Source organism: Frondihabitans australicus (genome assembly GCF_003634555.1).
GTDB classification, from domain to species: domain Bacteria; phylum Actinomycetota; class Actinomycetes; order Actinomycetales; family Microbacteriaceae; genus Frondihabitans; species Frondihabitans australicus.
In genome coordinates this window covers 2469775-2491056 of sequence record NZ_RBKS01000001.1, presented here as the reverse complement: position 1 = coordinate 2491056, position 21282 = coordinate 2469775, and the positions used below count along the sequence as shown (strand labels likewise).

The 21282-nt window shown below is 71.4% G+C and carries 19 protein-coding genes; 8 read left to right on the top strand and 11 right to left on the bottom strand.

Features of this window, described 5'->3' with window-relative positions:
* Positions 1-90: 90 nt before the first annotated feature.
* On the top strand, positions 91-453 hold the full coding sequence (locus C8E83_RS11650) for a type II toxin-antitoxin system Phd/YefM family antitoxin (RefSeq protein ID WP_170159925.1): 363 nt from the start codon (positions 91-93) through the stop codon (positions 451-453).
* Entirely contained in the window at positions 450-839 is a 390-nt protein-coding gene (locus C8E83_RS11645) for a PIN domain-containing protein (protein ID WP_170159924.1), read from the top strand. Before C8E83_RS11650 ends, C8E83_RS11645 begins: the two co-directional genes overlap by 4 nt.
* A 90-nt stretch (positions 840-929) precedes the next feature.
* On the opposite strand, the gene C8E83_RS11640 is transcribed toward C8E83_RS11645, so the two are convergent.
* The 3 genes from C8E83_RS11640 to C8E83_RS11630 all read right to left on the bottom strand — a co-directional run bounded on the left by C8E83_RS11640 (position 930) and on the right by C8E83_RS11630 (position 4076).
* Complete coding sequence (locus tag C8E83_RS11640; protein WP_121370048.1) at positions 930-1589, bottom strand: response regulator transcription factor; 660 nt, start codon at positions 1587-1589, stop codon at positions 930-932.
* A complete protein-coding gene (locus C8E83_RS11635) occupies positions 1586-2857 on the bottom strand; it encodes a sensor histidine kinase (protein ID WP_121370047.1) in 1272 nt (423 codons plus the stop codon). Before C8E83_RS11635 ends, C8E83_RS11640 begins: the two co-directional genes overlap by 4 nt.
* A 193-nt stretch (positions 2858-3050) precedes the next feature.
* Complete coding sequence (locus C8E83_RS11630; RefSeq protein ID WP_121370046.1) at positions 3051-4076, bottom strand: LacI family DNA-binding transcriptional regulator; 1026 nt, start codon at positions 4074-4076, stop codon at positions 3051-3053.
* 136 nt (positions 4077-4212) lie between these two features.
* Between C8E83_RS11630 and C8E83_RS11625 the strand changes: the two genes are divergently transcribed.
* The gene (locus tag C8E83_RS11625) at positions 4213-5445 is read left to right on the top strand and encodes a Gfo/Idh/MocA family protein (protein ID WP_121370045.1); all 1233 of its coding nucleotides are present in this window, start codon (positions 4213-4215) and stop codon (positions 5443-5445) included.
* Positions 5442-6449, top strand: a complete 1008-nt coding sequence (locus tag C8E83_RS11620) for a sugar phosphate isomerase/epimerase family protein (RefSeq protein ID WP_121370044.1) — start codon at positions 5442-5444, stop codon at positions 6447-6449. The genes C8E83_RS11625 and C8E83_RS11620 overlap by 4 nt, the downstream gene beginning before the upstream one ends.
* Positions 6450-6455: 6 nt before the next feature.
* On the opposite strand, the gene C8E83_RS11615 is transcribed toward C8E83_RS11620, so the two are convergent.
* Positions 6456-7859, bottom strand: a complete 1404-nt coding sequence (locus tag C8E83_RS11615) for a pyridoxal phosphate-dependent decarboxylase family protein (protein WP_121370043.1) — start codon at positions 7857-7859, stop codon at positions 6456-6458.
* 118 nt (positions 7860-7977) lie between these two features.
* The gene (locus C8E83_RS11610; RefSeq protein WP_121370042.1) at positions 7978-9009 is read right to left on the bottom strand and encodes an aldo/keto reductase; all 1032 of its coding nucleotides are present in this window, start codon (positions 9007-9009) and stop codon (positions 7978-7980) included.
* 84 nt (positions 9010-9093) lie between these two features.
* Here C8E83_RS11610 and C8E83_RS11605 point away from each other — a divergent pair, with 84 nt between their 5' ends.
* A complete protein-coding gene (locus C8E83_RS11605) occupies positions 9094-9663 on the top strand; it encodes a TetR/AcrR family transcriptional regulator (protein WP_121370041.1) in 570 nt (189 codons plus the stop codon).
* Here the strand turns inward: C8E83_RS11605 and C8E83_RS11600 are convergent.
* Both C8E83_RS11600 and C8E83_RS11595 read right to left on the bottom strand, forming a co-directional pair.
* Positions 9641-10879 (bottom strand): signal peptidase I, encoded by a 1239-nt coding sequence (locus C8E83_RS11600; RefSeq protein ID WP_121370040.1) that lies wholly within the window; start codon positions 10877-10879, stop codon positions 9641-9643. The two genes, C8E83_RS11605 and C8E83_RS11600, sit on opposite strands and share 23 nt — an antisense overlap.
* Entirely contained in the window at positions 10879-11478 is a 600-nt protein-coding gene (locus C8E83_RS11595; RefSeq protein WP_121370039.1) for a hypothetical protein, read from the bottom strand. The genes C8E83_RS11600 and C8E83_RS11595 overlap by 1 nt, the downstream gene beginning before the upstream one ends.
* Positions 11479-11955: 477 nt before the next feature.
* Here C8E83_RS11595 and C8E83_RS11590 point away from each other — a divergent pair, with 477 nt between their 5' ends.
* Together C8E83_RS11590 and C8E83_RS11585 are read left to right on the top strand one after the other, a co-directional pair.
* Positions 11956-12630, top strand: coding sequence for a GNAT family N-acetyltransferase (locus C8E83_RS11590; RefSeq protein WP_121370038.1), 675 nt, complete (start codon positions 11956-11958; stop codon positions 12628-12630).
* 97 nt (positions 12631-12727) lie between these two features.
* A complete protein-coding gene (locus C8E83_RS11585; protein WP_121370037.1) occupies positions 12728-13375 on the top strand; it encodes a DUF2510 domain-containing protein in 648 nt (215 codons plus the stop codon).
* A gap of 14 nt (positions 13376-13389) precedes the next feature.
* On the opposite strand, the gene C8E83_RS11580 is transcribed toward C8E83_RS11585, so the two are convergent.
* On the bottom strand, positions 13390-16329 hold the full coding sequence (locus tag C8E83_RS11580) for a DUF5979 domain-containing protein (protein ID WP_147430162.1): 2940 nt from the start codon (positions 16327-16329) through the stop codon (positions 13390-13392).
* Between the two features lie 420 nt (positions 16330-16749).
* Here C8E83_RS11580 and C8E83_RS11575 point away from each other — a divergent pair, with 420 nt between their 5' ends.
* Positions 16750-17019 carry a hypothetical protein gene (locus C8E83_RS11575; RefSeq protein WP_147430161.1) on the top strand — a complete coding sequence of 90 codons (270 nt, stop codon included), beginning with the start codon at positions 16750-16752 and terminating at the stop codon, positions 17017-17019.
* Between the two features lie 13 nt (positions 17020-17032).
* On the opposite strand, the gene C8E83_RS11570 is transcribed toward C8E83_RS11575, so the two are convergent.
* Genes C8E83_RS11570 through efeU form a run of 3 tightly spaced genes read right to left on the bottom strand, consistent with a single transcriptional unit; the run spans position 17033 to position 21157 of the window.
* Entirely contained in the window at positions 17033-18286 is a 1254-nt protein-coding gene (locus tag C8E83_RS11570) for a Dyp-type peroxidase (protein WP_121370034.1), read from the bottom strand.
* Positions 18283-19515 carry an iron uptake system protein EfeO gene (gene efeO, locus C8E83_RS11565; protein ID WP_121370033.1) on the bottom strand — a complete coding sequence of 411 codons (1233 nt, stop codon included), beginning with the start codon at positions 19513-19515 and terminating at the stop codon, positions 18283-18285. The genes C8E83_RS11570 and efeO overlap by 4 nt, the downstream gene beginning before the upstream one ends.
* On the bottom strand, positions 19502-21157 hold the full coding sequence (gene efeU / locus C8E83_RS11560) for an iron uptake transporter permease EfeU (RefSeq protein WP_121370032.1): 1656 nt from the start codon (positions 21155-21157) through the stop codon (positions 19502-19504). Before efeU ends, efeO begins: the two co-directional genes overlap by 14 nt.
* Positions 21158-21282: the final 125 nt, after the last annotated feature.

Sequence of the window (21282 nt, the reverse complement as noted above, 5' to 3'; positions counted from 1 at the left end):
GACATTCTGTCGACGAAGTTCGCTATCCGGCCAACGGGCGTTGCCCACAGGGTCGAAGCACATGTTCTACATCTGGGCTACTCTGGCTGCATGTCTGTGGTCCACGAGAGTCCCCGCGATGTGCGGCAGCACCCCGAGCCCGTCGGCGTACGCGAACTCAAGCAGAACGCCTCCAAGGTCATCGCGGCGGTGCAGGCCGATCACGAGGCCCGCGTCATCACCGTGAACGGCCGACCGGTCGCCGGCCTCGTGCCCCTCGACGTGCTCGAGCGCGTCGTCGAGGCGCAGTCGATTCAGGTCGTGGGCGTCTCCGCGTCCGAGTTCCGCCGACGCATGGCTGAAAACCCTCTGCCGCCGATGTCTCGCGAGGCGAAAGACGCGTGGCTCGCCGACATCCGCTCCGTCTACGGCGACGACGAGTTCTTCGACCCGTGGGAGCGCCAGGGCAAGTGATCCTGTTCGACACGTCCGTGCTCATCGACTACGACGATCTCGACCTGCCCGACGAACCCTATGTGTCGTCCGTCGTGGTGCTGGCAGAGCTTGAATTCGGAATCGCTGCAGCCAAGACCGCCGACCTCTACAACGAGCGCCGCACGCGTCTGGCGAGGCTGCGTGCGTCGGGTTTTCAGTGGCACCCGTATCTCGAGTCGACTGCGACATACCACGCCGAGCTCATGTCGCTCGTGCATCCTCACGCTCCGAGCCACACGCGCTCCCGCGACCTCATGATCGCCGCGACCGCGTTCGAGCTCGGTGCGAAGCTCGCGACCCTGAATCCCGGCGACTTCCGGTACGTCGCGTCGCGGGTCGAGATCCTCGTGCCCACGCCGCGCTAGCGCCCCTCTGGCTGTCCGCCCGGGCCGTTCAGCGACAAAACGCGACACCCGCGACGCTCCAACGCGTCGCAGGTGTCGCGTTTTGTCGCGTCAGGGCTGGCCGAGGAGGCGGTTGTCGTGCGCGTAGACCACGATCTGCACGCGGTCGCGCAATCCGAGCTTCGCGAGGACGGCCGAGATGTGGGTCTTCACAGTCGACTCGCTCACGAACTCCTCCGCGGCGATCTCGGTGTTCGACAGCCCGCGGGCGGCGAGCTCGAAGACGACGCGCTCACGCTTGGTCAGCGACCGGAACGCCGCAGGAGCCGGGGGAGCGGGCGCGGTGTCGACGTCGAGCCCGAACAGCTGACCGAGCTCGTCCGGCGCGAGCACCGAGCTCCCGGCGTGCACGGCGCGCACGGCGGCGATGAGGAAAGCCGGTGTCGAGTCCTTGAGCAGGAAGCCGCTCGCCCCGGCCCGGATCGCCGTCGCCGCGGCGGCGTCGAGCGCGAACGTCGTGAGCACGATCACGCGCGGACGCTTCGCCGGGCCGGTGGGCCCGAACAGCGCCCGCACCGTCTCGACGCCGTCGAGCACCGGCATGCGCATGTCGAGAAGCACGACGTCGGGCTCCGTCGCGGCGATGACGGCCAGGGCCTCCCGGCCGTCCGACGCCTCGCCGACGACCTCGAGGTCGGTCTGAGCGTCGAGCGCCACGCGCACGCCGGCGCGGAACAGCTGCTGGTCGTCGACGAGGACGATGCGGATCATGGCTCCTCCGGAGTGAAGATGTCGAGCGGGTCGGTACGGGGCAGGGGGATTCGGGCGCGGGCCGTGAAGACGCCGTCGAGCGCCTCGGCCTCGAGGAACCCGCCGACCGCCGTCACCCGGGCCCGCATCCCGGCCACGCCGAGCCCGCCGCCCGCGGTCGAGACCGGAGCGGGCGCGGAGGCCGGGGTCGGGGTCGGGGTCGCGGTCGAACCCGGCACGGCAGGGGAGGCGATCGCCGCCGAGGCCGCTGGATCCTGCGGCACCTCGTTCTCGACCTCGAGCACCACGTCGCCCGATCGCCACGTCTCGCGGAAGTCGATCGGGCGCCCGGGGGTGCCGTGCCGCAGGGCGTTGGTCAGCATCTCCTGCGCGACTCGGCGGACCACGATCGAGAGCGCAGGATCGAGGGTGCGCCGCTCGCCCCGCAGCGAGTGCTCGACGACGACGCCGGCCGCGCGGACCTGCTCGACCAGCGCCCCCAGATCCTGCGGCTCGGAGTCGTCCCCACGCGAGCTGGTGCCGGAAAGGACGTCCCGCACCTCTCCGAGCGACGAGCGCGCCGTCTGCGCGATGGTCTGGCCGACGGCCCGGATGCGGTCGGTGTCGTCGAGGAACTCGATCGAGTCGGCCTGGGCGATGATGACGGCGAGCGAGTGCCCGACGATGTCGTGGACGTCGCGGGCCATGGCGGCGCGGGCGCGCTCCTCGGCGGCGACGTCGAGGGCCCGGTGCGCCTCGGTCTCGGCGACGAGGCGGAGCGACGACTCGTCGGCCCGCCCGGAGAAGAAGCGGACGGCGAGGCCGACCAGCCAGGCCGAGCCCAGCAGCGCGACGGGCGCGACGGCCGTGAGGACGCTCTGGACGAGCGACCCGTAGAGCAGCTCGGTGAAGCGGGCTCCGGTCACGGCGAGGTAGTACGAGGCGACCGCGCCGCCGGCGACGGCCGAGCCGGCTCCGACCATGACGACGTAGCGGCTGCCGAGCCGGGCGGTCGCGTAGAGGACGACCACGTAGGCGACCGCGATCGGGCTCGGGCGCTCGCCGAGGCCGATCTCGAACGCGGCCATGACCCACGCCACGGCGAGGGCGCCGCTCGGGGTCACCCGCCGCAGGGCGATCGCGGCCAGGGCGAGGATCGCCGTGATGACGTGCGGGCGCACGAAGTCGAAGCCCCAGGGCACGAGCGAGATCGCGGCGAGGACCAGGCCGACCGCGAGGTCGACTCGGAACGGCCGCGACCTCACCGCCTTCGCCCAGTCGATCCTCATGGAATCCCCCGTCTCGTCCCGGCCACCCTACCGACCGGTGTGCAGGGTCCTCGCGAGGAGGGTGACAAGCCAGACCCGAGGCGGAGGCTTCTCGTCCGCGAGGAGGAGACGACGAGGAGACGACGCGGAGACGACGCGGAGACGACGCGGAGACGGGGCGCTGACACGGGCACGCCGGGAGCCGCGTGGGCCCTCAGCCGCGCGGCGGGGCTGTGGAGTCGCGCAGCACGAGCCGGGGTGACACGAGCTGGCGCCGGTGGACACGGGCTCCGGCGAGGCGGTCGACGACCGTCTGAGCCGCCCGGCGCCCGACCTCGCGGTTCTCGGAGTCGACGGTCGTGAGGCGCAGGATCCGGGCATCCGCGATCGGCGAGTTGTCGAACCCCATCAGAGACATGCCCGCCGGCACGTCGAGGCCCGCCTCGCGGATCGCCGCCAGAGCGCCGAGGGCCATGGTGTCGTTGCCGGCGAAGAGGGCTGTGGTGTCGGGGGCCTCGCGCAGGATCCTGCGGGCCGCCTCGTACCCGTCGGGCTCGTTGGTGCGGCCGAATCCGCTCGCGACGTGCGGTGTGAGGCCGACGTCGTGGAGAACCCGCTCGTAGGCGGCGAGACGCAGCGCGCTGGCTCCGCCGCCTCCGGTGAGGTGGGCGATGCGTCGATGGCCGAGGTCGAGCAGGTGCCGGACGGCGATCTCGGCGCCGGCCGAGTCGTCGCTGGAGACGACCGCGGCGTCGGGCGGCGTGGCGGACCGATTGCCCGCAACGACCACGGGGAATCCCTGCGGCCGGAGCAGAGCCGGTGTCGGCTCGCAGGCGACGACGAGCGCGTCGACGGCCGACGCGACGAAGCCGTCGATCACGGCGCGACCCGGATCCGCCTCGGACGAGGCGGACTCGCCCGCCAGGTCGGCCACGGTGAGGGTGAGCCCGGCCGGGCCGAGGACCTCGCGCAGGCCGTCGAGCAGGTCGACGAACCACAGGTTGCGGAAGTCGTCGATGACGACGCCGATCGTGCGAGATCGGCTGCCCGCCAGCGCCGTCGCCGCGCGACTGGGACGGTAGTCGAGCTCGACCATCGCCGCCTCGACCGCCTGCCGCCGTTCGGCCGAGACCTTCGGCGAGTTCTGGAGAACGAGCGACACGAGCGACTTCGAGACGCCTGCTCGCGCCGCGACGTCGTAGATCGTCGCCCGACGGGTCGCTCTGGGTCGGTCGGCCATCGTCGCTCCTGCCTGTCGTCTGATCACTCGGCGTCGGTCCTTGACGAGCCGCTTGTCAGTATGTACTGTCAAATTCGTCAGCGCGATTGTAGCGCTCCAACGAAGTCCAAGCCTCTCACGTTTCGAAGGAGAAACCATGGCCGCATCGGCCTCCACGCGCGGCCTCGGCGTCGCTGTCATCGGCGCCGGCATGGCCGGGAAGGCTCACATGGCCGCGTACCGCACCGCCGCCACCCTCTACGAGCCGGTGCTGCCGCCGATCCGTCTCGTCTCGGTCGGCGACGTGTCGCCCGCGTTCGGCGAGGCCGCCGCGACACGGTACGGCTTCGAGCGGAACGACACCGACTGGCGCGCCATCGCCGACGACCCGAGCATCAACGTCGTCAGCGTGGTCATCGCCAACCGGTTCCACCGCGAGGTCGTCGAGGGGCTGCTCGCCGCCGGCAAGCACGTGCTCTGCGAGAAGCCGCTCAGCGACACGCTCGACGACGCCCGCGCCATGGCGACCGCCGCGCACGAGGCGTCGACGATCGCCCGTGTCGGCTTCACCTACCGCCGGTCGCCCGGCATCGCGTACATCCGCGACCTCGTGCGCTCGGGCACGCTCGGACGCGTCCTGCACTTCTCGGGGCGGTACTGGTGCGACTACGCCGCCGATCCGCGCACGCCGCTGTCGTGGCGATTCCAGGGGCCCGCAGGATCCGGGGCGCTCGCCGACGTGGGCAGCCACCTGTCGTATCTCGCCGAGTTCGTCTGCGGCGACATCCGCTCGGTCTCGGGGGGCCGCTTCGCCACGGTCATCGACGAGCGCCCCGAACCTCTCGGCATGGTCTCGGGCCGGGGCGCGACCGCCGTGTCAGACACCCTCGGGCGCGTCGAGAACGACGACTACGCCACGTTCTCCGCCGCCTTCGACGAGGGTGTCGGCGCCTTCGAGGTGTCGCGCGTGGCCACCGGTCACGCGAACACGCTGACGTTCGAGGTGTTCGGCGACGCCGGGTCCGCGTCGTTCGACTTCCGGCGTCCGGCGGAGGTGGGGCTGTATCTGGCGGAGGGGCCTGCCGCGCAGCGCGGGTTCCGGCAGGTGATCCTGGGCCCTGATCACCCGTATCTCGCGGGCGGTCTCGCCATGGACGCCCAGGGCGTCGGCTTCGGCCAGAACGAGGGTTTCGTGTTCCAGGCGCGGGCGTTCCTCGAGGAGGTCGCGGGCCTGCCCGAGGAGGCGTCGCTGCCGCGGTGCGCCACGTTCGACGAGGGCGTCCACAACATGGAGCTGCTCGCCGCCGTCGCGTCGTCCGCCGAGGCCGGCGGAGCAACCGTCACCGTCGGCGACGTCGCCGCCACGAAGAACGAGGAGGTGCCGGCATGAGGCTCGGCGTCTACAACGCGATCCTGCACGACCGTCCGCTCGCCGACGCCCTCGCGGTGATCCGCGACCTGGGGCTCACCGGGATCGAGATCAACACGGGCGGATTTCTGCCGCCAGTGCACATGCCGGCGGTGGCGACGATCGCCACGTCGAAGGCGGCCGCCGACGACTACCTCGCGGAGTTCGAGGGCGCAGGAGTCGAGATCGCCGGCCTCAACTGCAACGGCAACCCGCTGCATCCGAACCCCGTGATCGGGCAGAAGCACGCCGACGACGTCCGCACCTCGATCCGGGCCGCCGCGAACCTCGGCCAGACGCGCGTCGTGACGATGTCGGGCCTGCCCGGGGGGTCGCCGACCGAGCAGCACCCGAACTGGCAGGTGAACGCGTGGAACTCGGCGTCGCTCGACATGATCGACCGGCAGTTCGACATCGCGGTCGCGTTCTGGCGCGAGATCGACGAGCTCGCCCGCGAGAGCGGCGTCAAGGTGGCCCTCGAGCTGCACCCGCAGAACCTCGTCTTCAACCCGGCCGGCATCGAGCGGCTCGTCGAGCAGGGCTCGCTCACGAACATCGGCGTCGAGCTCGACGCCAGCCACCTGTTCTGGCAGCAGATGGACCCGGTCGCCGTCGTGCGGCATCTCGGGCCGCTCGTGGTCCACGCCGCCGCGAAGGACGTCCGCGTCAATCCCGCTGCTGCGATCAACGGCGTGCTCGACAACTCCTTCCGGAAGCTCCGGCCCGACGAGCCGCGCACGAACCTCGGCGGCGACGAGTGGGCCAACGAGTGGCCTGTCGACTCGGCGTGGGACTTCGTCGCCCTGGGCAAGGGTCACGACGCCGCGTATTGGACCGAGTTCCTCCGCGCACTGCACGAGGTCGACTCCGCGATGGCGGTCAACATCGAGCACGAGGACGTCTCGCTCGGCCGCATCGAGGGGCTGGAGATCGCGGCGACCGTTCTGAAGGAGGCCGACGCGGCGCTCACCGCCTCGCTCGCCTAGGGCCGGTCAGGCAACGGTGGCCCCGGCGCGCACCGCGTCCAGTGCGCGCGCGACGGCAGCCACCGACGCCTCGACGTCGCCGGAGTCGGTCGACCAGTTGCTCACGGACACCCGGAGGATCGCGCGGCCTCGCCACGAGGAGCCCGACATCCAGACGGCGCCGTCCTCGATCAGCCGCGCGGTGACGGCCCGGGTCTCGTCGTCGGAGCCGAACGCGAGGCTCACCTGGGTGAAGACGACGTCGTTGAGCACCTCGACTCCCGGCAGCGAGCCGAGTGCGTCGGCGAGGTCGCGCGCGGCGTCGACCAGACCGTCGACCAGCTCCTCGACGCCCGAGCGCCCGAGCTGCTTGAGCGCGGCGTACACCGGCACGCCCCGGGCACGCCGCGACATCTCGGGCACGAGGTCGAACGGGTCGGGCGCCTCCGACGCGTCGCGGATCAGATAGGCGGTCTGCGTGCCCAGCGCCGCCTGCACCGCTCCCGTGCGGCTGACGATCGCCACGCCGCAGTCGTAGGGCACGTTGAGCGTCTTGTGCGCGTCCGTCGCCCACGAGTCGGCGCGGTCGAGCCCTGCGAGGCGAGGTCGGAGGGTCGGGCTCGCCGCCGCCCAGAGGCCGAACGCCCCGTCGACGTGCACCCAGCCCCCGTGCTCGTGGGCGAGATCTGCGGCCTCGCCGATCGGGTCGAACGCGCCCGAGTGCAGGTTGCCGGCCTGGAGGCACAGGATGAGCGGACCCTCGACCTGCGAGAGGGCGTCGCGCAGAGAATCGATTCGGATCCTGCCCTCGTCGTCCGACTCGACCACGGTCGGCACGCCGAACCCCAGGTACCGCAGGGCGAGGTCGACCGAGGTGTGGCGCTCGGCGCCGACGAGGACCGTGACGACGGGCGCGCCCTGCAGGCCGCGCGTGTTGACGTCCCAGCCGTGTGCGTCGAGGACTGCGGCCCGGGCTGCGGCCAGCGCGGTCCAGTTCGCCATCGTGGCGCCGGTGGTGAAACCCACGTCGCTCCCGTCGGGAAGCCCGAGCAGGTCGACGAGCCACTCGCCGGCGACGCGCTCGAGGGCGGCGACCGCGGGCGACGCGTAGCGCATGCCGGCGTTCTGGTCCCAGGCGCTCACCATCCAGTCGGCGCCGAGCGCAGCGGGGAGCGTGCCGCCGATCACCCAGCCGAAGAACCGGCCCGACGACATCGCCATGATTCCCGGTTCGGCGTCTCGGGCGAGGTCGTCGACCACGGCCGGCGCCGGCGTCGGCGACTCGGGCATCGGCTCGCGGAAGACCCGCTCCATTTCGGTGACGTCGGCGGTGGGCGCGACCGGCCGCGTGGGCAGCGACCGGATCCAGTCGAGAGCTCGCGCACGCGCGACGGCGAGTGATTCGGCGTATGTCTCGGGCTCGATCTTCATGGGTCCTCCTCGACCTTCGGGTGGGGAGCACTGTGGCACGCGAGCAGCCCGCCACGCCAGACCTCGGACCTGCGTCGAATTGCGTATTTCCTTCGGCGGGTCGAGGGGGATCGGCGGGCTATCGTCGCCGCGCGGCCGGCGCCAGGTCGCGCATGTCGACCCACCACATGTTGTCGACCACGTCGACCGAGGTGCCCGGCGGCACGATCTCGTCGATGCGGTCGAGGACCTCGTCGGAGAGCACGACGCCGTCGGCGGCGAGGTAGCCGTCGAGGTGCTCCATCGTGCGCGGCCCGATGATCGCCGACGTCACGGCGGGATGCCGCACGACGAAGGCGGTCGCGAGCTGCACCAGGGTCAGGCCCGCGTCGGCCGCGAGAGACGTGAAGGCGTCGACGGCCGCGACCTTGGCGGCGTTCGCGGGGTTCGTCACGTCGAAGCGCGCGGGCCTCGCGGAGCGCGCCGCCGACCCCGGCGTCGCGCCGACAGCGCCCGAGTGGTACCGGCCGGATAGCCAGCCGGCCGCGAGGGCGCTGTAGCTGAGGACGCCCATGTCGTACCGCCGCGTGGTCGGCAGCAGGTCGTACTCGATCGCTCGGGTGAGCAGCGAGTACGGCGGCTGCTCGGTCTCGAAGAAGCCGCGGCCGAGCCGCTCGGAGGCCCAGCGGCCCTCGACGACTCGCGACGGCGTGACCTTCGAGGCGCCGAAGGCTCGGATCTTGCCCTGGTCGACGAGGTCGGAGAGCGCCTCGATGGACTCCTCGATCGGGGTGCCCGGGTCGGGGACGCCGAGCTGGTATAGGTCGATGTGGTCGGTGCCCAGGCGCTTCAGCGACTCGTCGACGGCCGAGAGGATGTAGGCCCGCGATGCCCCGGTGTGCGGGTTGTCGCCCTTGGGACCGCCGAACTTGACGGCGAGCACGACGTCGTCGCGGCGCCCGCCCGCCAGGGCCTCGCCGAGGATCTCCTCGGACTCGCCGTTCGAGTAGCCGTCGGCGGTGTCGATGAAGGTGATGCCCGCGTCGAGGGCCCGGTGGATCACGCGCACGGAGTCGGCGTGGTCGGCGTTGCCGAACGCGCCGAACATCATGGCGCCGAGGCAGAGCTGGCTCACGGTCATGCCGGTCGAGCCGAGGGGGCGGTACTCCATGGGATTCCTTTCGTCGAGGGGGCCGGATAGGCTGTCCGGTTGTACCGTACGCCTGAACGGATAGCCTGTCCACTTAAGGATGAGATGACTCCCGCCACCCCCTCGACCGGCCGCCGCGCCGACGCCGAGCAGAACCGAGCGCGGATCCTCGACGCCGCCCGCGAGGCCTTCGCTGATCCTGATGCCGACGTGTCGATGGCCGAGGTCGCGCGACGGGCCGGCGTCGGCATGGCGACGCTGTATCGCAACTACCCGGGCCGCCGAGAGCTACTCGAGGCTCTCTACGCCGACGAGGTCGACGCCATCTGCGCCTGGGCCGGCGCGGTCGACGGTGCGACTCCGGCCGATCGGCTCGACGCCTGGCTCAGTCAGTTCGCCGCCTTCATCGCGAGCAAGCGCCTGGTGGGCCGCGAGCTGCTCAAGCACACCGACAGCGCCGACCCCGTGTTCGGCGACGCGCGCTCGCGGGTCATCGAGGCGGCGAGACCGCTGCTCGACGCCGCCCGCGAGTCCGGCGAGGTCAGGCCGGAACTCACCATCGACCAGGTGGTGGACCTGGTGCACGCCGTGGCCGTGATCTCGGGCGACCGCGACTACGTCCGGCCGATCCTGCGCGCCGCGCTCGACGGGATCAGGCGCAGCGCACCGAGGTGATCCCGAGCAGGGCGGTCACCTTGACGCCCACGGTGGTCGTCGACATCGCCGTCCAGGCCGTGTTTCCCGCGACGAGGTCGGTCCGCACCGACACCGGGTAGGTCGCGAGGCCGAGGCCGAGCAGCGACGTCACGCTGAGCGTCGTCGACGTGGACGTGCCGGGGGCGGTCGCGTACACCGTCCCGTTGTTGATCACGCTGAAGGTGGCCGGGGTCACCGACCCCGCGTACGACCATCCGATCGTCACCGTCGAGCCGTCGGCATTGTTCGTGCAGGTGAGACCCGTCGGCGCGACCGCCGTGGCCGCCGTGAGGTTCGAGGTCGGATTGCTCGTCGTGCCGACCCACGAGGCGGCGAGGGCGGCGGGCGTCGGCGCCATCGACGTGGCGGCACCGGCGAGCAGGATCAGCGCGAGTGCCCCTCCCGCGACCCGCAGCCGCTTCACCCGCCGCGCGCGGAGGCGGATCGTGCGCCGCGTGATCGCCTTCCGCTCGGCCTCGATGTACGCGGAGCGCGACGCCTCGGCCTTCGCGACGGCCTTCCGCCCACGCTCGGTCTCGAGGCGGCGGACCCGCGCGGGGTCGCCGCGCCCGTGCCGCAGATCGCTGTCGATGCCGGTGAAGCCGAGCAGCAGCGTGAGCACCGCCGCCGTGATGGCGAGGTACAGCCACTTCCCCTCGTGCAGCCACAGGATCGGCAGACCGATCCACGGCACCCGCAGCAGGGCCACGCCCTCGACCGCGCTCCGCGCCACCGGCGTCGCGTCGGCGGTGGGGTTCGCGTCGCCCTTCGTGACGAGTGAGCCGCCCGGGCCGACGCGGTAGTAGCGGTGCAGGCGCAGCTCGCCCGGATGCGCGGGGTCGCGGAACAGGATCACCTTGCCGAGCTGGATCTTCGCCGGCGGAACCGGCACCGAGACGACCACGTCGCCCGGGTGGATCCGGGGCTCCATCGAGCCGGTCATCACGGTCGTTGGATGCCAGCCGAGCACGGCCGGGGCCGCCGCCCAGAACGCCAGCCCGAGGACTGTCGCGATGAGGCCGCGCGCGACGGAGGCGACGATCAGGCGGAGCCAGTCACGTGCATCCTGCGCCCTCGGGTCGGGCCCCGACGAGTGCCGATGGTGCGGGTCGACGATCTCGCGGAGCCTCTCCGCGTCGGCGACCCGCGTCGTCTGTGCCGCCGCGCCCGATCGGCCCGCGGTCGACGCGGACATCAGCTGTTGTCGGCCTCCCAGGTGAAGCCGATCGCGGCGGTGCCGCCCATGATCGTGCTCGGGGCGGCGGTGGGGACGGTCCAGGTGAACTGGAACACGCGGGTCTCGGACGCCGTGCCGGTCGGCGCCCAGCTGCCGACGCCGGTGGCGAAGTTCGTGTCACCGGTGCCGAACGCGGCGAGCGTGCCGCTGTAGACGCTCGACCCGGTGCCGAGGGCCGTGAAGCCGGTGCACGTGCCGAAGCCGCCGCCGGTGCCCTGCGTCACCGTGAGGTTGATGTTGCTCGCCAGCGCGTTCGTCGTCGCGTAGTTCGCGCCGTACAGCTTGACGGTCGACGGCAGCGAGCCGGTCGAGGTCACCGCGATGCAGTTCGTGCCGGTCGAGCCGGGCTTGAGGCCGGTCGCGGTGAAGAGCGCGACGTTGTTGTCGTCGTCGGTGAGGTTGACGTTACCCGCCGACCAGTTGCTCGTCGGGTTCGACGTGGTCGCCGAGAAGGCCGAGTACGAGGCCGTTCCGACCACGATGCCCGAGGCCACGAGGGCGGCGGGGATGGCGATCCAGGCGGCGATCTTCGCGCGGAAAGGGGTCACGAAAGGCATTGCGGTACTCCCAGGTCGGGGCTGATCCACGGTCGGACGACCGTCTACACGTCTCGCCGGTGCGGTGGTTAAGCGCGGTGGCGGGGCCGTTTCACGACGAACAGTACGCCCCGGTTCGGTCGCCGACAAGTCGGCAGAAGGCCCCACAAGAGGGGTGGTGTGTGCGCCGGGCGCTCGGCCGCGGTTGTCCGCTCGGGAGGATTTCGCCGCCGCTCGGGAGGATTTCCGGAGCTGCGCGCATCTCTCGGAGGAAATCCGGGCCGGCGGCGCGCGTTCGGGAGGATGCGCGACCGCGATGTCCTCCCGAACGGCGAACCAGCGGAGTGCAGGACCGCCGCGGTGCATGTTCGGGAGGAGATCGGCCGCGATGTCGACTCGCCGGGAGGATGTTGGCGCGTGCCCGCCCGCGGCACCCGTGGGCGAGGCCGCCTCGGGAGGACTCGCATCCTCCCGAACATGTGCGCCTAGGGTCGAGGGGTGACTCTCGACACCGACCCTGCGCCGGCAGGCGACGACCTCGCGGCGCTCCTCGACCGGTGGGTAGCGGCGTGGGCCGTCTCGCGGGGTGCAACCCGCAGGCGAGTCGGCCGCGCCTGGCTCGTCGACGTCCGCGCGGCGACACGGGCCGCCGAATACTTCATCGCCCTCCCGTCACAGGCTGAGATCGACGCCCTCGCCGACCGGGCCTCCGGCGCGCAGGATGTGTGGGTCACCGTGCTGGGCTCTCCTCAGCCGGCCCTCCCGCCCGGCCTCGAGCCCGTGACGCATGCCGAGTGCATGATGACGTTCGGGCTTCCCGATCCTGCGCCCTCGGTCTCGGGTTCGGCCCCGGGCTCGGCCGACCCGGTGGCCGGCGTCGACCTGGAGGCGATCGACGGCGTCACGCACGCGACGATCACGATCGACGGCGAGGAGGCTGCGCGCGGCCAGCTCGCCGTCGTGGGCGGCGACGCGGTGTTCGACCGGATCTCGACGGACTCGCGCTTTCGGCGTCGGGGTCTGGCGTCGCGCGTGATGGCGGCTCTAACCGCGGCCGCGGTGGACGGCGGCGCTACCACGGGGCTGCTCATGGCGTCGATCGACGGGCGTCCGCTCTACACCGCGCTCGGCTGGCGCGAGGTCGCGCCCCTGCAGACGTTCCGCGGCCGCTGACGGGCAGCGTGGCGGCCGAGGCCGACGCTGTGACGTCCGCGTAGGGTGGGGGCAGCGCGACGCGGCGGTCGCCTCGCGCGAGCACGAGGGGGAGCACGTGAGCGACAGTGGTGTGCCGGACGGCCAGCGCCAGACACCGGCCGGGTGGTATCAGGACCCGTCGGGGCAGGCGCCCTACCGGTGGTGGGACGGCTACGCCTGGAGTTCGAGCACGTCCGCTGACCCCGCGGCCGGCCGCCCCGCCCCGTCGAACACTCCGCCCGTCGTGGTCGGCGCCGTCTGGCAGCGCCCTCAGCTTCCGCCCGATCGACCCGTGTACTCGGTCTTCATCTGGCTGATCGTGCTGCTGCCGCTGCTGAGCTGGCCGCTGAGCTTCACCTACACGCCGCACCTGAGCTACGAGAGAGTCAACGGGATCCGCACCATCGATCCGTTCTCGATCTACACGCCGACCTACTTCGCGATGCTCGGGGTCAGCCTCGCCCTCTACGTGGTGACGATCGTGCTGGCCTTCCGCGATCAGAAGTGGCTGCAGCGGCAGGGCGTGGTGCGCCCGTTCGCGTGGGGCTGGGCGTTCCTCGGGATCGTCTACACGATCGGCCGCTCGGTGATCGTCCACGGGGTCGCCCCTAAGCGCGGGCTCTGGCCGATCTGGATCTCGATCGCGCTGATCGTCATCGGACTGGTCGTGGGCTTCTCGCACAGCGCCTCCGAGTTCAGCCAGATCCAGGTGCCGACGAAGTAGGGCGAGCCGCCTCACTAGCGGCGAGGGCGCCGGCGCCGCGACGTCTCCACGAGCGACGCTCCCGCGGCGAGGAGGAGGGCGGCGATCAGAGCGGCCGGGGCCGGGGTGGAGCCGGTGGCCGCGAGCTCCTGCGACCCGGCGGTGTCGCTCGGCGAGACGGTGCCGCCACCGGGCGACTCGGGGTCGGCGACGAGGGTGTTGCGCACGGTGACGGACACGGTCGAGCCGGCGTGGGCGACGAACGAGTCGGGGCTGACGACCGGCTGCTGCCACTCGAAGCCGTCGGCCGCAGGAGGCGTCGCCTCGGTGACGGTGCACGCGGTGCCGTCGACGAGTCCGTCGATGAGCGGCGCGGCGGGTCGACCGGCCGACACCGCCCAGGTCGCGGTGCGCACGGAGCCGTCGGGTGCGATGCACCGAACGCTTCCCCGATAGACGGCGCCACTCGGCGCACCACCGGACGGCGCGTCGACGACCTTCGCGATGGTCGCCGAGGTGGTCACGTCGGCGACCGTGTTGTCGATGTGCACGATCGACACCGTCGAGCCGCCCTCGCCGATCACCACCTCGCTGTCACCGAGAACCGGTGCCGCCCAGCGGAACGCCCGATCGCCGTCGGAGGAGGGCGACGCCGAGATCTGCAGGTCTTCCGACACGTTGCACCGCGTGCCGAAGGGCAGGTCGGTGGCGAGGTCGTGCCCGATGCCGTCGGCGAGGATGTCGTCGGCCCCGCTCTCGTCTCCGCCGCCCGGCAGCACGCACGACCAGATCACGTGGTACGTCTGCGTGGGTGCCACGACGTGGTCGGGGTCGTCGAGTGACTTCAGGACGTCGAGCGTTCCGACGTGCCGCACGATCTCGTCGCGCCAGGCCACGGTCACGAGCCGTGATCCGGCCGCGGGGATCGTGAACGTCGCCTCGCGTCCCGTGGTCTCCGCGCCGCCGTCGACCGACCAGACCGGGTCGAGCCACTCGTACGAGTCGTCCGCGACCGGAGGCGTGCCCGTCTCCGTCAGGGTGCAGGAGCTGCCGACAGCCACCCCGGCGACCGTCTCGACGCCTCCCGCCGCCACCTCGACCGAACCCGACAGCGTCGCGCCGCCCGGCGCCGTGCAGCGCCAGTCGAACGTGAAGCGAGTGCCGGGCACCACGCCGTCGCTCGGCCGCGACACGGACTTCGTCACGGCGAACGAGCCGGTGACCTCCTCGACGCGATTGGTCACCGTGACCGTCGGGGTCGTGCCGTCGCCGACCGTGATCGTGTCGGGCGAGATGACGGGTGGCTCCCAGACGGCGCTCGGGTCTCCGGGCACGGGAGCGGTGGGTTCGTCTTCGGTCACGGAGCAGACGGCGCCGGTCGGGACTCCGCTGACGGTGTGCGGCGCGCCACCGGCGGTGAGGCTCCAGGTGCCCGACGCCACCGTCGCGTCGCCGACCGCGCACGACCACCCGCCCGAGTACGTGCGACCCGGGTCGACGCGGCCGGTCGGATCGTCGAGCGCCTTGACGATGTCGAAGCCGCCCGTGCTGCGCGTGACCGTGTTCGTCACGGTCACCTCCGACACCGTGCCGTCGCCGATCGTCACGGTCGACGGCGTGATCGTCGGCGGCGCCCACCCGTACGACGGGTCGTCGGCGACGGGCCCGTCGGGCGGGCCCTCCGCCACCCGGCACACCGACCCCACCGGCAGGTTCTCGGCGATGGTCGTCGCGGCCCCGCTCGCCGTCACTCGCCAGGTGCCGCCGGGCTCCTCGGTGCCGGGCGCCTCCGTGCACGACCAGGTGCCCACGAACTCCTGCGCAGGATCGGCGACGCCATCCGCGTCGCTCACGACCTTCCGCACTGCGAGGCCGCCCGTCGCCACCGGCGGGTCGATCGTCGGCTTGCACTCGAAGTCGTCGTCGGGGAACGGGAACGAGTGCGCCTCGTTGCCCTGGCCGTCGAAGACGAGGTCGCCGCCGATGAGCAGTCGCCCGTTGGTGCTCGCGGTGATCCTGGTCGTCGCGGTTGCCGAAGGCACCATGACCGAGCCCAGGAGCTGGTCGCCGGTGCCGATCGTCACGTCGGCCGCGTCGGCGAAGTTCCACATCGTGTGCGTGGCGAGCTCGACGAAGCGGGGGTCGCCGAATGAGATCTGCTCGGTGGAGGCGTCGGTGAAGAAGCCGGCCGGGTAGACGGCAGCGGTCGAACCGGTGACGGTGATGATGATCCGGGCGTCGGTCGGGATGCGGACGAACTCGACGGCGCGCGGCTCGCTCTGTGTGCCGAGCTCGTCGCCCGGGATCCGGAAGACCTGCGTGGCCGAGGAGCCGTCACCGGTGAAGGTGAGCGTGTTGAAGCGCTCGGACGTCGTGCCGGTCGTGGGGAGCGCCGCGTACTGGGTCGACTTCGTGCGGATCGTCGTGCCGAACGTCGCGAACGGCCCGAGGGGGTCGGCGGCGTCGCTCGTGACCGTGCCGCCGCTCGTCTCGAACCGGTCGAGGGGTGCGGCGGTGCCGCCGGCGACGACGTTGCCGCCGATGCCGTGGCCGACGTCGACGGTGGTCGTGGCTCCCGGGGTCGCGTCTCCGCCCGTGAGGAGCATGTCGCTGCCGGCGGGCGGGACGACGCCGGAGCCGAAGCCGACGACTCCGACGTTGAAGGTGCCGCCGTTTGTCTTGTCGAAGGTCGCCGTGCCGCCGACGGCGAGGACGCCCTCGCTCTCGGCCGCATTCGCCCCGACCGAGTAGTCGCCGCCGACGAAGACCGAGACGTTGGCGTCGGTGCCGATCGGGGTCTCGCGCTGCGCGAGCTGCTGGGGCGTGGGGCACTCGGGGAGGTCTGGGGCCGCGGTCGGTGCCGCGGGTGCGGCCGAGGCGGGCGCGGGCACTCCGAGGCCGCCCTGGAGCGTAAGCGCCCCCGTGGCGAAGAGGACCGCCGCCGCAGCGGCGATCACCCGGACGCGTGATCGCACGCGGTCAGACTAGCCCTGCCCCGCTGCCCTTGGCGCGGCGCCGGGGCGGCACCGCCACATCGGTCTTGCATTCGCTGGCGGGTTCGGAGAGGCTACGTCACATGCGTCGCCGAAAGCGGCTGACACGAGCCGTCCCGAAGCGCGATAGGCATTGCTGACGTGAAAAGCTTCTTGGGACACTCCGTCAGGTATTTTGACGGACGAGTCGGACCGCGGTGGACGCTGATTTCGTTTGCGCTGGTGTCGGCTGGAATCGCACTGCTTCTCTTCGATTTCAAGGTGGGAACCGCCGTGATCGGGGTCGCTGAGGTGATCGTCGGAATTGCGATTCACCTGACGTGCACGCGACCAGATGTCCGCTGACACATGCCAATCACGAGGGAGGGCTTCGTTGCGTGGGTCGAGTCCAATGAGCCGGGCGTGGCCAGAAATGACGCGGACGACCTCGTCGTCACCGGGCGTGGTGCGCGCGATTTCGTCGTCGAAATCGGTTCGGAAGACCTGGACCGTCCGTTTCGAGAACTCCTTGCGGAGGTCCAGGGCTCACCGGGTCGACGCTTCGACGCGGGCGACCTTTACTGGGCCGTATGGCTCGACATTCTGGAGACCACCGGAACTGCTCCGGGATCTGGCGGCATGACCGTAAGGCTTGTGGACGGTGACTTTCGGGTCGTCAAATCTGAGGACTGAGGCAAACAACAGGTCAGCCGAAGAGCGCCTCGCCCACGTACGACCCCGACCGCGGCGCCGGCGGCACGGCGAAGACGCCCGAGCCGATGTGCGAGATGTACTCGTTCAGCCGATCCGAGGCGCCGAGACGCGTCTGAATCCGGGTGAAGTGCTCGGGGTCGTTCATGTAGGCGGCGAAGAACAGCCCCGCGTCGAGCTGCCCGTACTGGTTCAGCCCGTCGGTGTAGTTGTACGAGCGGCGCAGGATCTTCACGCCGTCGTTGTTCTCGTGCGCGGCGAGCGCGATGTGCGCCGTGGGGTCGATCGCCCGGCCGTTGAAGTCGCCGGCCTTGTGGAAGTTCGGCGTGGTGAACTCGGTGCCGCCCGACAGCGGCGCGCCCGCGACCTTGTCGCGGCCGAAGACGCGCTGCTGGTCGCTGATGACGTCGGCGTCCCAGATCTCGATGTTGATCTCGATCTTGCGGACCACCTGGTAGGTGCCGCCGGCCATCCAGCCGGCGTCGTCCTTCAGGTAGACGAACTTCGAGAAGTCGGCGGGCTCCTTGATGTTGCGCGTGCCGTCCTTGAATCCCATGAGGTTGCGCGGCGTCGACTGGTTCGCACCGGCCGAGGCGCGACCGAATCCGAGCACGGTCCACTTCACGGTCGCGGTGCCGCGGGCCATCCGCGCGAGGTCGCGGATCGCGTGGTACGCCACCTGCGGGTCGTCGGCGCACGCCTGCAGCGACAGGTCGCCGCCGGTGAGCGACGCGTCGAGGTTGTCGCTCGGCAGCGCCGGGATCGCCGCGAGATGCGCGGGCTTGTGCTTCGCCAGGCCGAACCGCTCGTCGAAGATGCCCGGGCCGAGCCCCACCGTCACGGTGAGTGACGCGGGCCCGAGGTCGAGGGCCTCGCCCGTGTCGGCTCCGACGCCCGCGCCGTGCGACGGCTCGACGGTGCCGATGGTCTTGCCGGCCTGCAGCTGCGCGATGGCCGCGGACCAGCGGGCGAGCAGCACCTGCAGGTCGGTGGTCAGCGTCGACGCCATGTCGAACGTCATGAACACGCAGTACCGCTGCGGGGGCGTCTCGATGCCGCCCTGCGTCTGCCGGGCCGCTGTGGCGTAGAACGGGTGGCTCTGCGAGAGGTCGATGCTCTCGTCGGGCGGGGGTGCTGCCGCCGCCTGCGCCGCGAGGGTGCCGCCGGCCCCTGCCAGCGCGCCCACGCCGGCTCCTGCTGCCGCGAGCCCGCCGCCGAGCAGGGCGCGGCGCGAAACGCCGTCGGTCACGCCGTGGCGACCTTGGCGGCCAGCTGCGACAGAGGGTCCTGCAGTGCCTGGACCTGCTGCGAGATCGTGTTGGCGTCCTTCGCCTTCGTCGCGGCGTCGTACGTGATGAAGCCGCCGAGGCCGGTCGACGAGCGGTAGGTGTCGAGCAGCGCGTCGGTCTTCGTGAACTGCGCGGCGATCGCCTTGGTGATCGACGGGTCGAGCTTCTGAAGGCCCGGGCGCATGTAAGCGAAGGCCTCTTCGGCGCCCTCGACGTTGGCTGCGAGGTCGACGAGGTCGATGTGGCTGAACGCCTCTTCTTCGCCGGTGACCTTCTCGGTCTGGACCTCTTCGAGCAGGCCCGCGGCGCCGTTCGCGAGGTCTTCGGGCTTGTATGACAGCGACGGGACGAGCTTCGAGAGCTCCTCGACGTTGCTGGTGAGCTCGGCGGCGAGGGTCTTGGTCGACGCGGTGATGGCCTTCGACTGGAACAGGTCGCGCTCGACCGCGTGGTAGCCGTGCCAGCCGACCTTCGGGTCGAGATTCGACGCGCGCATGTCGATGAGGTAGTCGAGGTTTCCGGCGTTGTCGGTCGCCTTGAAGCCGGGCTTCACGAAGCCGTCGACGTCGCTCTCGACGCGTTCGTAGTAGGGGCGGGCCTTCGCGTAGGCGGTCTGTGCGTCGGTGAGGTTGCCCGAGTCGACGGCGGTCTGCAGCGCCTTGGTCGTCGCGACCATGGTGGTGACCTGGTCGTCGACGTAGGTCGCGTACTGCTTCGCGCCCTGGCGCAGGAGGGTCGCGGCCGAGCTGTTCGATGCCGCGGCGGCCTTGCCGGTCACGGTGAAGTCGGTGAGCTCTTTCGTCGCGCCGGGGCAGTAGACCTGGTATTTGCCGCCGCCGAGCGTCACGGTGAACGACGACTTGGCGAGGCCGGGGGCGAGGTTCTCCTTCTCGCCGAGGATCTTCTGCTCCTGCAGCAGCTCGACCTCGGTGATGCCGGTCGACGACTTGTTCTCGACCGTGAAGGTCACCGGGCCCGCGGGCACCGACGTCGACGACACCGCGCACTTGTCCGAGCCGCCGCCGGTCAGCGTGACGCTGATCTTGTTGACCTTCGACGACGACGAGTCGCCGGAGCCGGACGACGACGAGGTCGAGCAGCCGGCGAGCACGAGGGCGGCCGAGACGGCGACGGCGGTGAGGGCGAGGACCGACCTCAGCCGGGACTTCTGCGGGTTACCGGACGACATACGGGGAACTCCTAGGGGGATTGCTCTGCGACGACGACGCGTCGTCGGCAGCGGTGGTGGGGGAGGGGGTCTGAGGGGCGTCGCTGTCCGCCGGGGCGTCGGCGGGCACTGCGTCGGCGGTGGAAGCGCCGGCAGCAGCGGCGGCCTGACGACGCGAGCGCAGGATCGCGAACACCTGCCACAGGGCGGCGATCGCCAGCGCGATCGGCAGCCAGGTGTTCCAGAGCCGCAGCTCCGAGACGCTCGTGGCGTGCGACTGCACCGCGGCGGCGGTCGCCTGGGCCGTGCGGGAGGGCACCGACCAGCGGGTCTCGTCGAGCGTGTAGGTGCGGGAGGTGCCGAGACCGCCGCCGGAGAGCGTGACGACGGTCGTCTGCTCCTGCTTCGCGTCGAGGATCCCCGAGCCGACCGTCCACAGCGTCGTGGTCCGCTCGGCCGACCAGTTCGCCGTGTAGGGGCCGGGCTGGTTGTCGGGCGAGATGCCGACCGGGATCCGGCCGAAGAGCGTGACGAGCTGGTCGACGGTCACCGTCGCCGGGCGGCTCGCGGTCGAGACCTTCGACGTGGTGCGCCAGCGGTCGGCGCTGACGCCGTCGTGCGTCGCCGTGCGGCGAGCCGACGAGCCGAACGCGACGGTGGAGGCGCCGGAGCCGGTGGTGCGGACGGTCGCGCCGGTGCCGGCCGTGGAGACGGTCGCCGTGCCGCTGCCTGATCCTGTGCCCAGAGACACCGTCTGCGGGGCGGCCCCGTCCGGCGCGTGGACGGCCAGCGCGAGGACGATCGCCGCCACGGCGAACCCCGCGGCGAGCCCGGCACGCACCCGAGGGAGCGCAGTGGGAGACGGGCGCCAGGCGCGCGGCCAGAGCGCGAGCGCCAGCACGGGCACGAGGTAGCAGAACCAGCCGAGCACCTCGACTACGCGTGGGTCGGGCTGGATGCCCAGGATGCCAGTGATGAGGGCGCCACGCACCGAGCCGTTCGGCGCGAGCCAGGAGAGGTCGACGGTGCGCTGCTGGCCGATGAGGATCCAGCCGGCCTCGTGCGCGGTGCGGAGCGCCGTCATGACGAGGCCCGCGGCGACGAAGACGAGGAAGACGCCGGTGCCGGTGAAGAACTTCGCGAGATTGAGCCGCACGCCGCCGGTGTAGAGGAGGAAGCCGATCACGACCGCGCCCAGCACGCCGATGAGGGCGCCGAGGGCCGCGAGACCGGTGTTCGACGAGGCCTGGAAGGTGGCGAGCAGGAAGACGCTCGTCTCGAAGCCCTCCTTCAGCACGGCCAGGAACGCCATGCCGGCGAGGGCCCACGCGGTGCCGCGCGAGGCGGCGGCGGTGGCCTCGGCCTCGAGCTCGGCGCGCATGTTCTTCGCGTGCTTCCGCATCCACACGATCATCGTGGTGACGAAGACGACGGCGACGGAGCCGATGATCGCCTCCATCCCCTCCTGCTGCGCCTGCGGCAGCGCCTGCTCGACGAGGTCGAGCACGACGCCGACGGCGATGCTGAGCGCGACGGCGGTGCCGACGCCGAGCCACATCGGCCACATCGGGATCCGGTTGCGCTTGAGGAAGGCCGCGATGATGCCGACGATCAGCGTCGCCTCGAGGCCCTCTCGGAGCCCGATCACGAGGGTTGCGATCATGGAGCGTGCGCCTGTTCGTCGGGGTGTGCGGGGTGGGGATCGTGCCTCGCGGGGCGAAGCAACGTAGCGAAGGCTATCCTAACTTCGTGGCCGTTCCGCAACCCGTTTCAGCGGCCTGACGGGAA

What these genes read in the sequence shown, in the direction of transcription:
- C8E83_RS11630 (WP_121370046.1), bottom strand. Translation starts at nt 4,076, where the DNA reads ATGGCCGACCGACCCAGAGCGACCCGTCGGGCGACGATCTACGACGTC.
- efeU (WP_121370032.1), bottom strand. Translation starts at nt 21,157, where the DNA reads ATGATCGCAACCCTCGTGATCGGGCTCCGAGAGGGCCTCGAGGCGACG.
- C8E83_RS11635 (WP_121370047.1), bottom strand. Translation starts at nt 2,857, where the DNA reads ATGAGGATCGACTGGGCGAAGGCGGTGAGGTCGCGGCCGTTCCGAGTC.
- C8E83_RS11600 (WP_121370040.1), bottom strand. Translation starts at nt 10,879, where the DNA reads ATGTCCGCGTCGACCGCGGGCCGATCGGGCGCGGCGGCACAGACGACG.
- C8E83_RS11610 (WP_121370042.1), bottom strand. Translation starts at nt 9,009, where the DNA reads ATGGAGTACCGCCCCCTCGGCTCGACCGGCATGACCGTGAGCCAGCTC.
- C8E83_RS11650 (WP_170159925.1), top strand. Translation starts at nt 91, where the DNA reads ATGTCTGTGGTCCACGAGAGTCCCCGCGATGTGCGGCAGCACCCCGAG.
- C8E83_RS11595 (WP_121370039.1), bottom strand. Translation starts at nt 11,478, where the DNA reads ATGCCTTTCGTGACCCCTTTCCGCGCGAAGATCGCCGCCTGGATCGCC.
- C8E83_RS11620 (WP_121370044.1), top strand. Translation starts at nt 5,442, where the DNA reads ATGAGGCTCGGCGTCTACAACGCGATCCTGCACGACCGTCCGCTCGCC.
- efeO (WP_121370033.1), bottom strand. Translation starts at nt 19,515, where the DNA reads ATGTCGTCCGGTAACCCGCAGAAGTCCCGGCTGAGGTCGGTCCTCGCC.
- C8E83_RS11640 (WP_121370048.1), bottom strand. Translation starts at nt 1,589, where the DNA reads ATGATCCGCATCGTCCTCGTCGACGACCAGCAGCTGTTCCGCGCCGGC.
- C8E83_RS11615 (WP_121370043.1), bottom strand. Translation starts at nt 7,859, where the DNA reads ATGAAGATCGAGCCCGAGACATACGCCGAATCACTCGCCGTCGCGCGT.
- C8E83_RS11625 (WP_121370045.1), top strand. Translation starts at nt 4,213, where the DNA reads ATGGCCGCATCGGCCTCCACGCGCGGCCTCGGCGTCGCTGTCATCGGC.
- C8E83_RS11605 (WP_121370041.1), top strand. Translation starts at nt 9,094, where the DNA reads ATGACTCCCGCCACCCCCTCGACCGGCCGCCGCGCCGACGCCGAGCAG.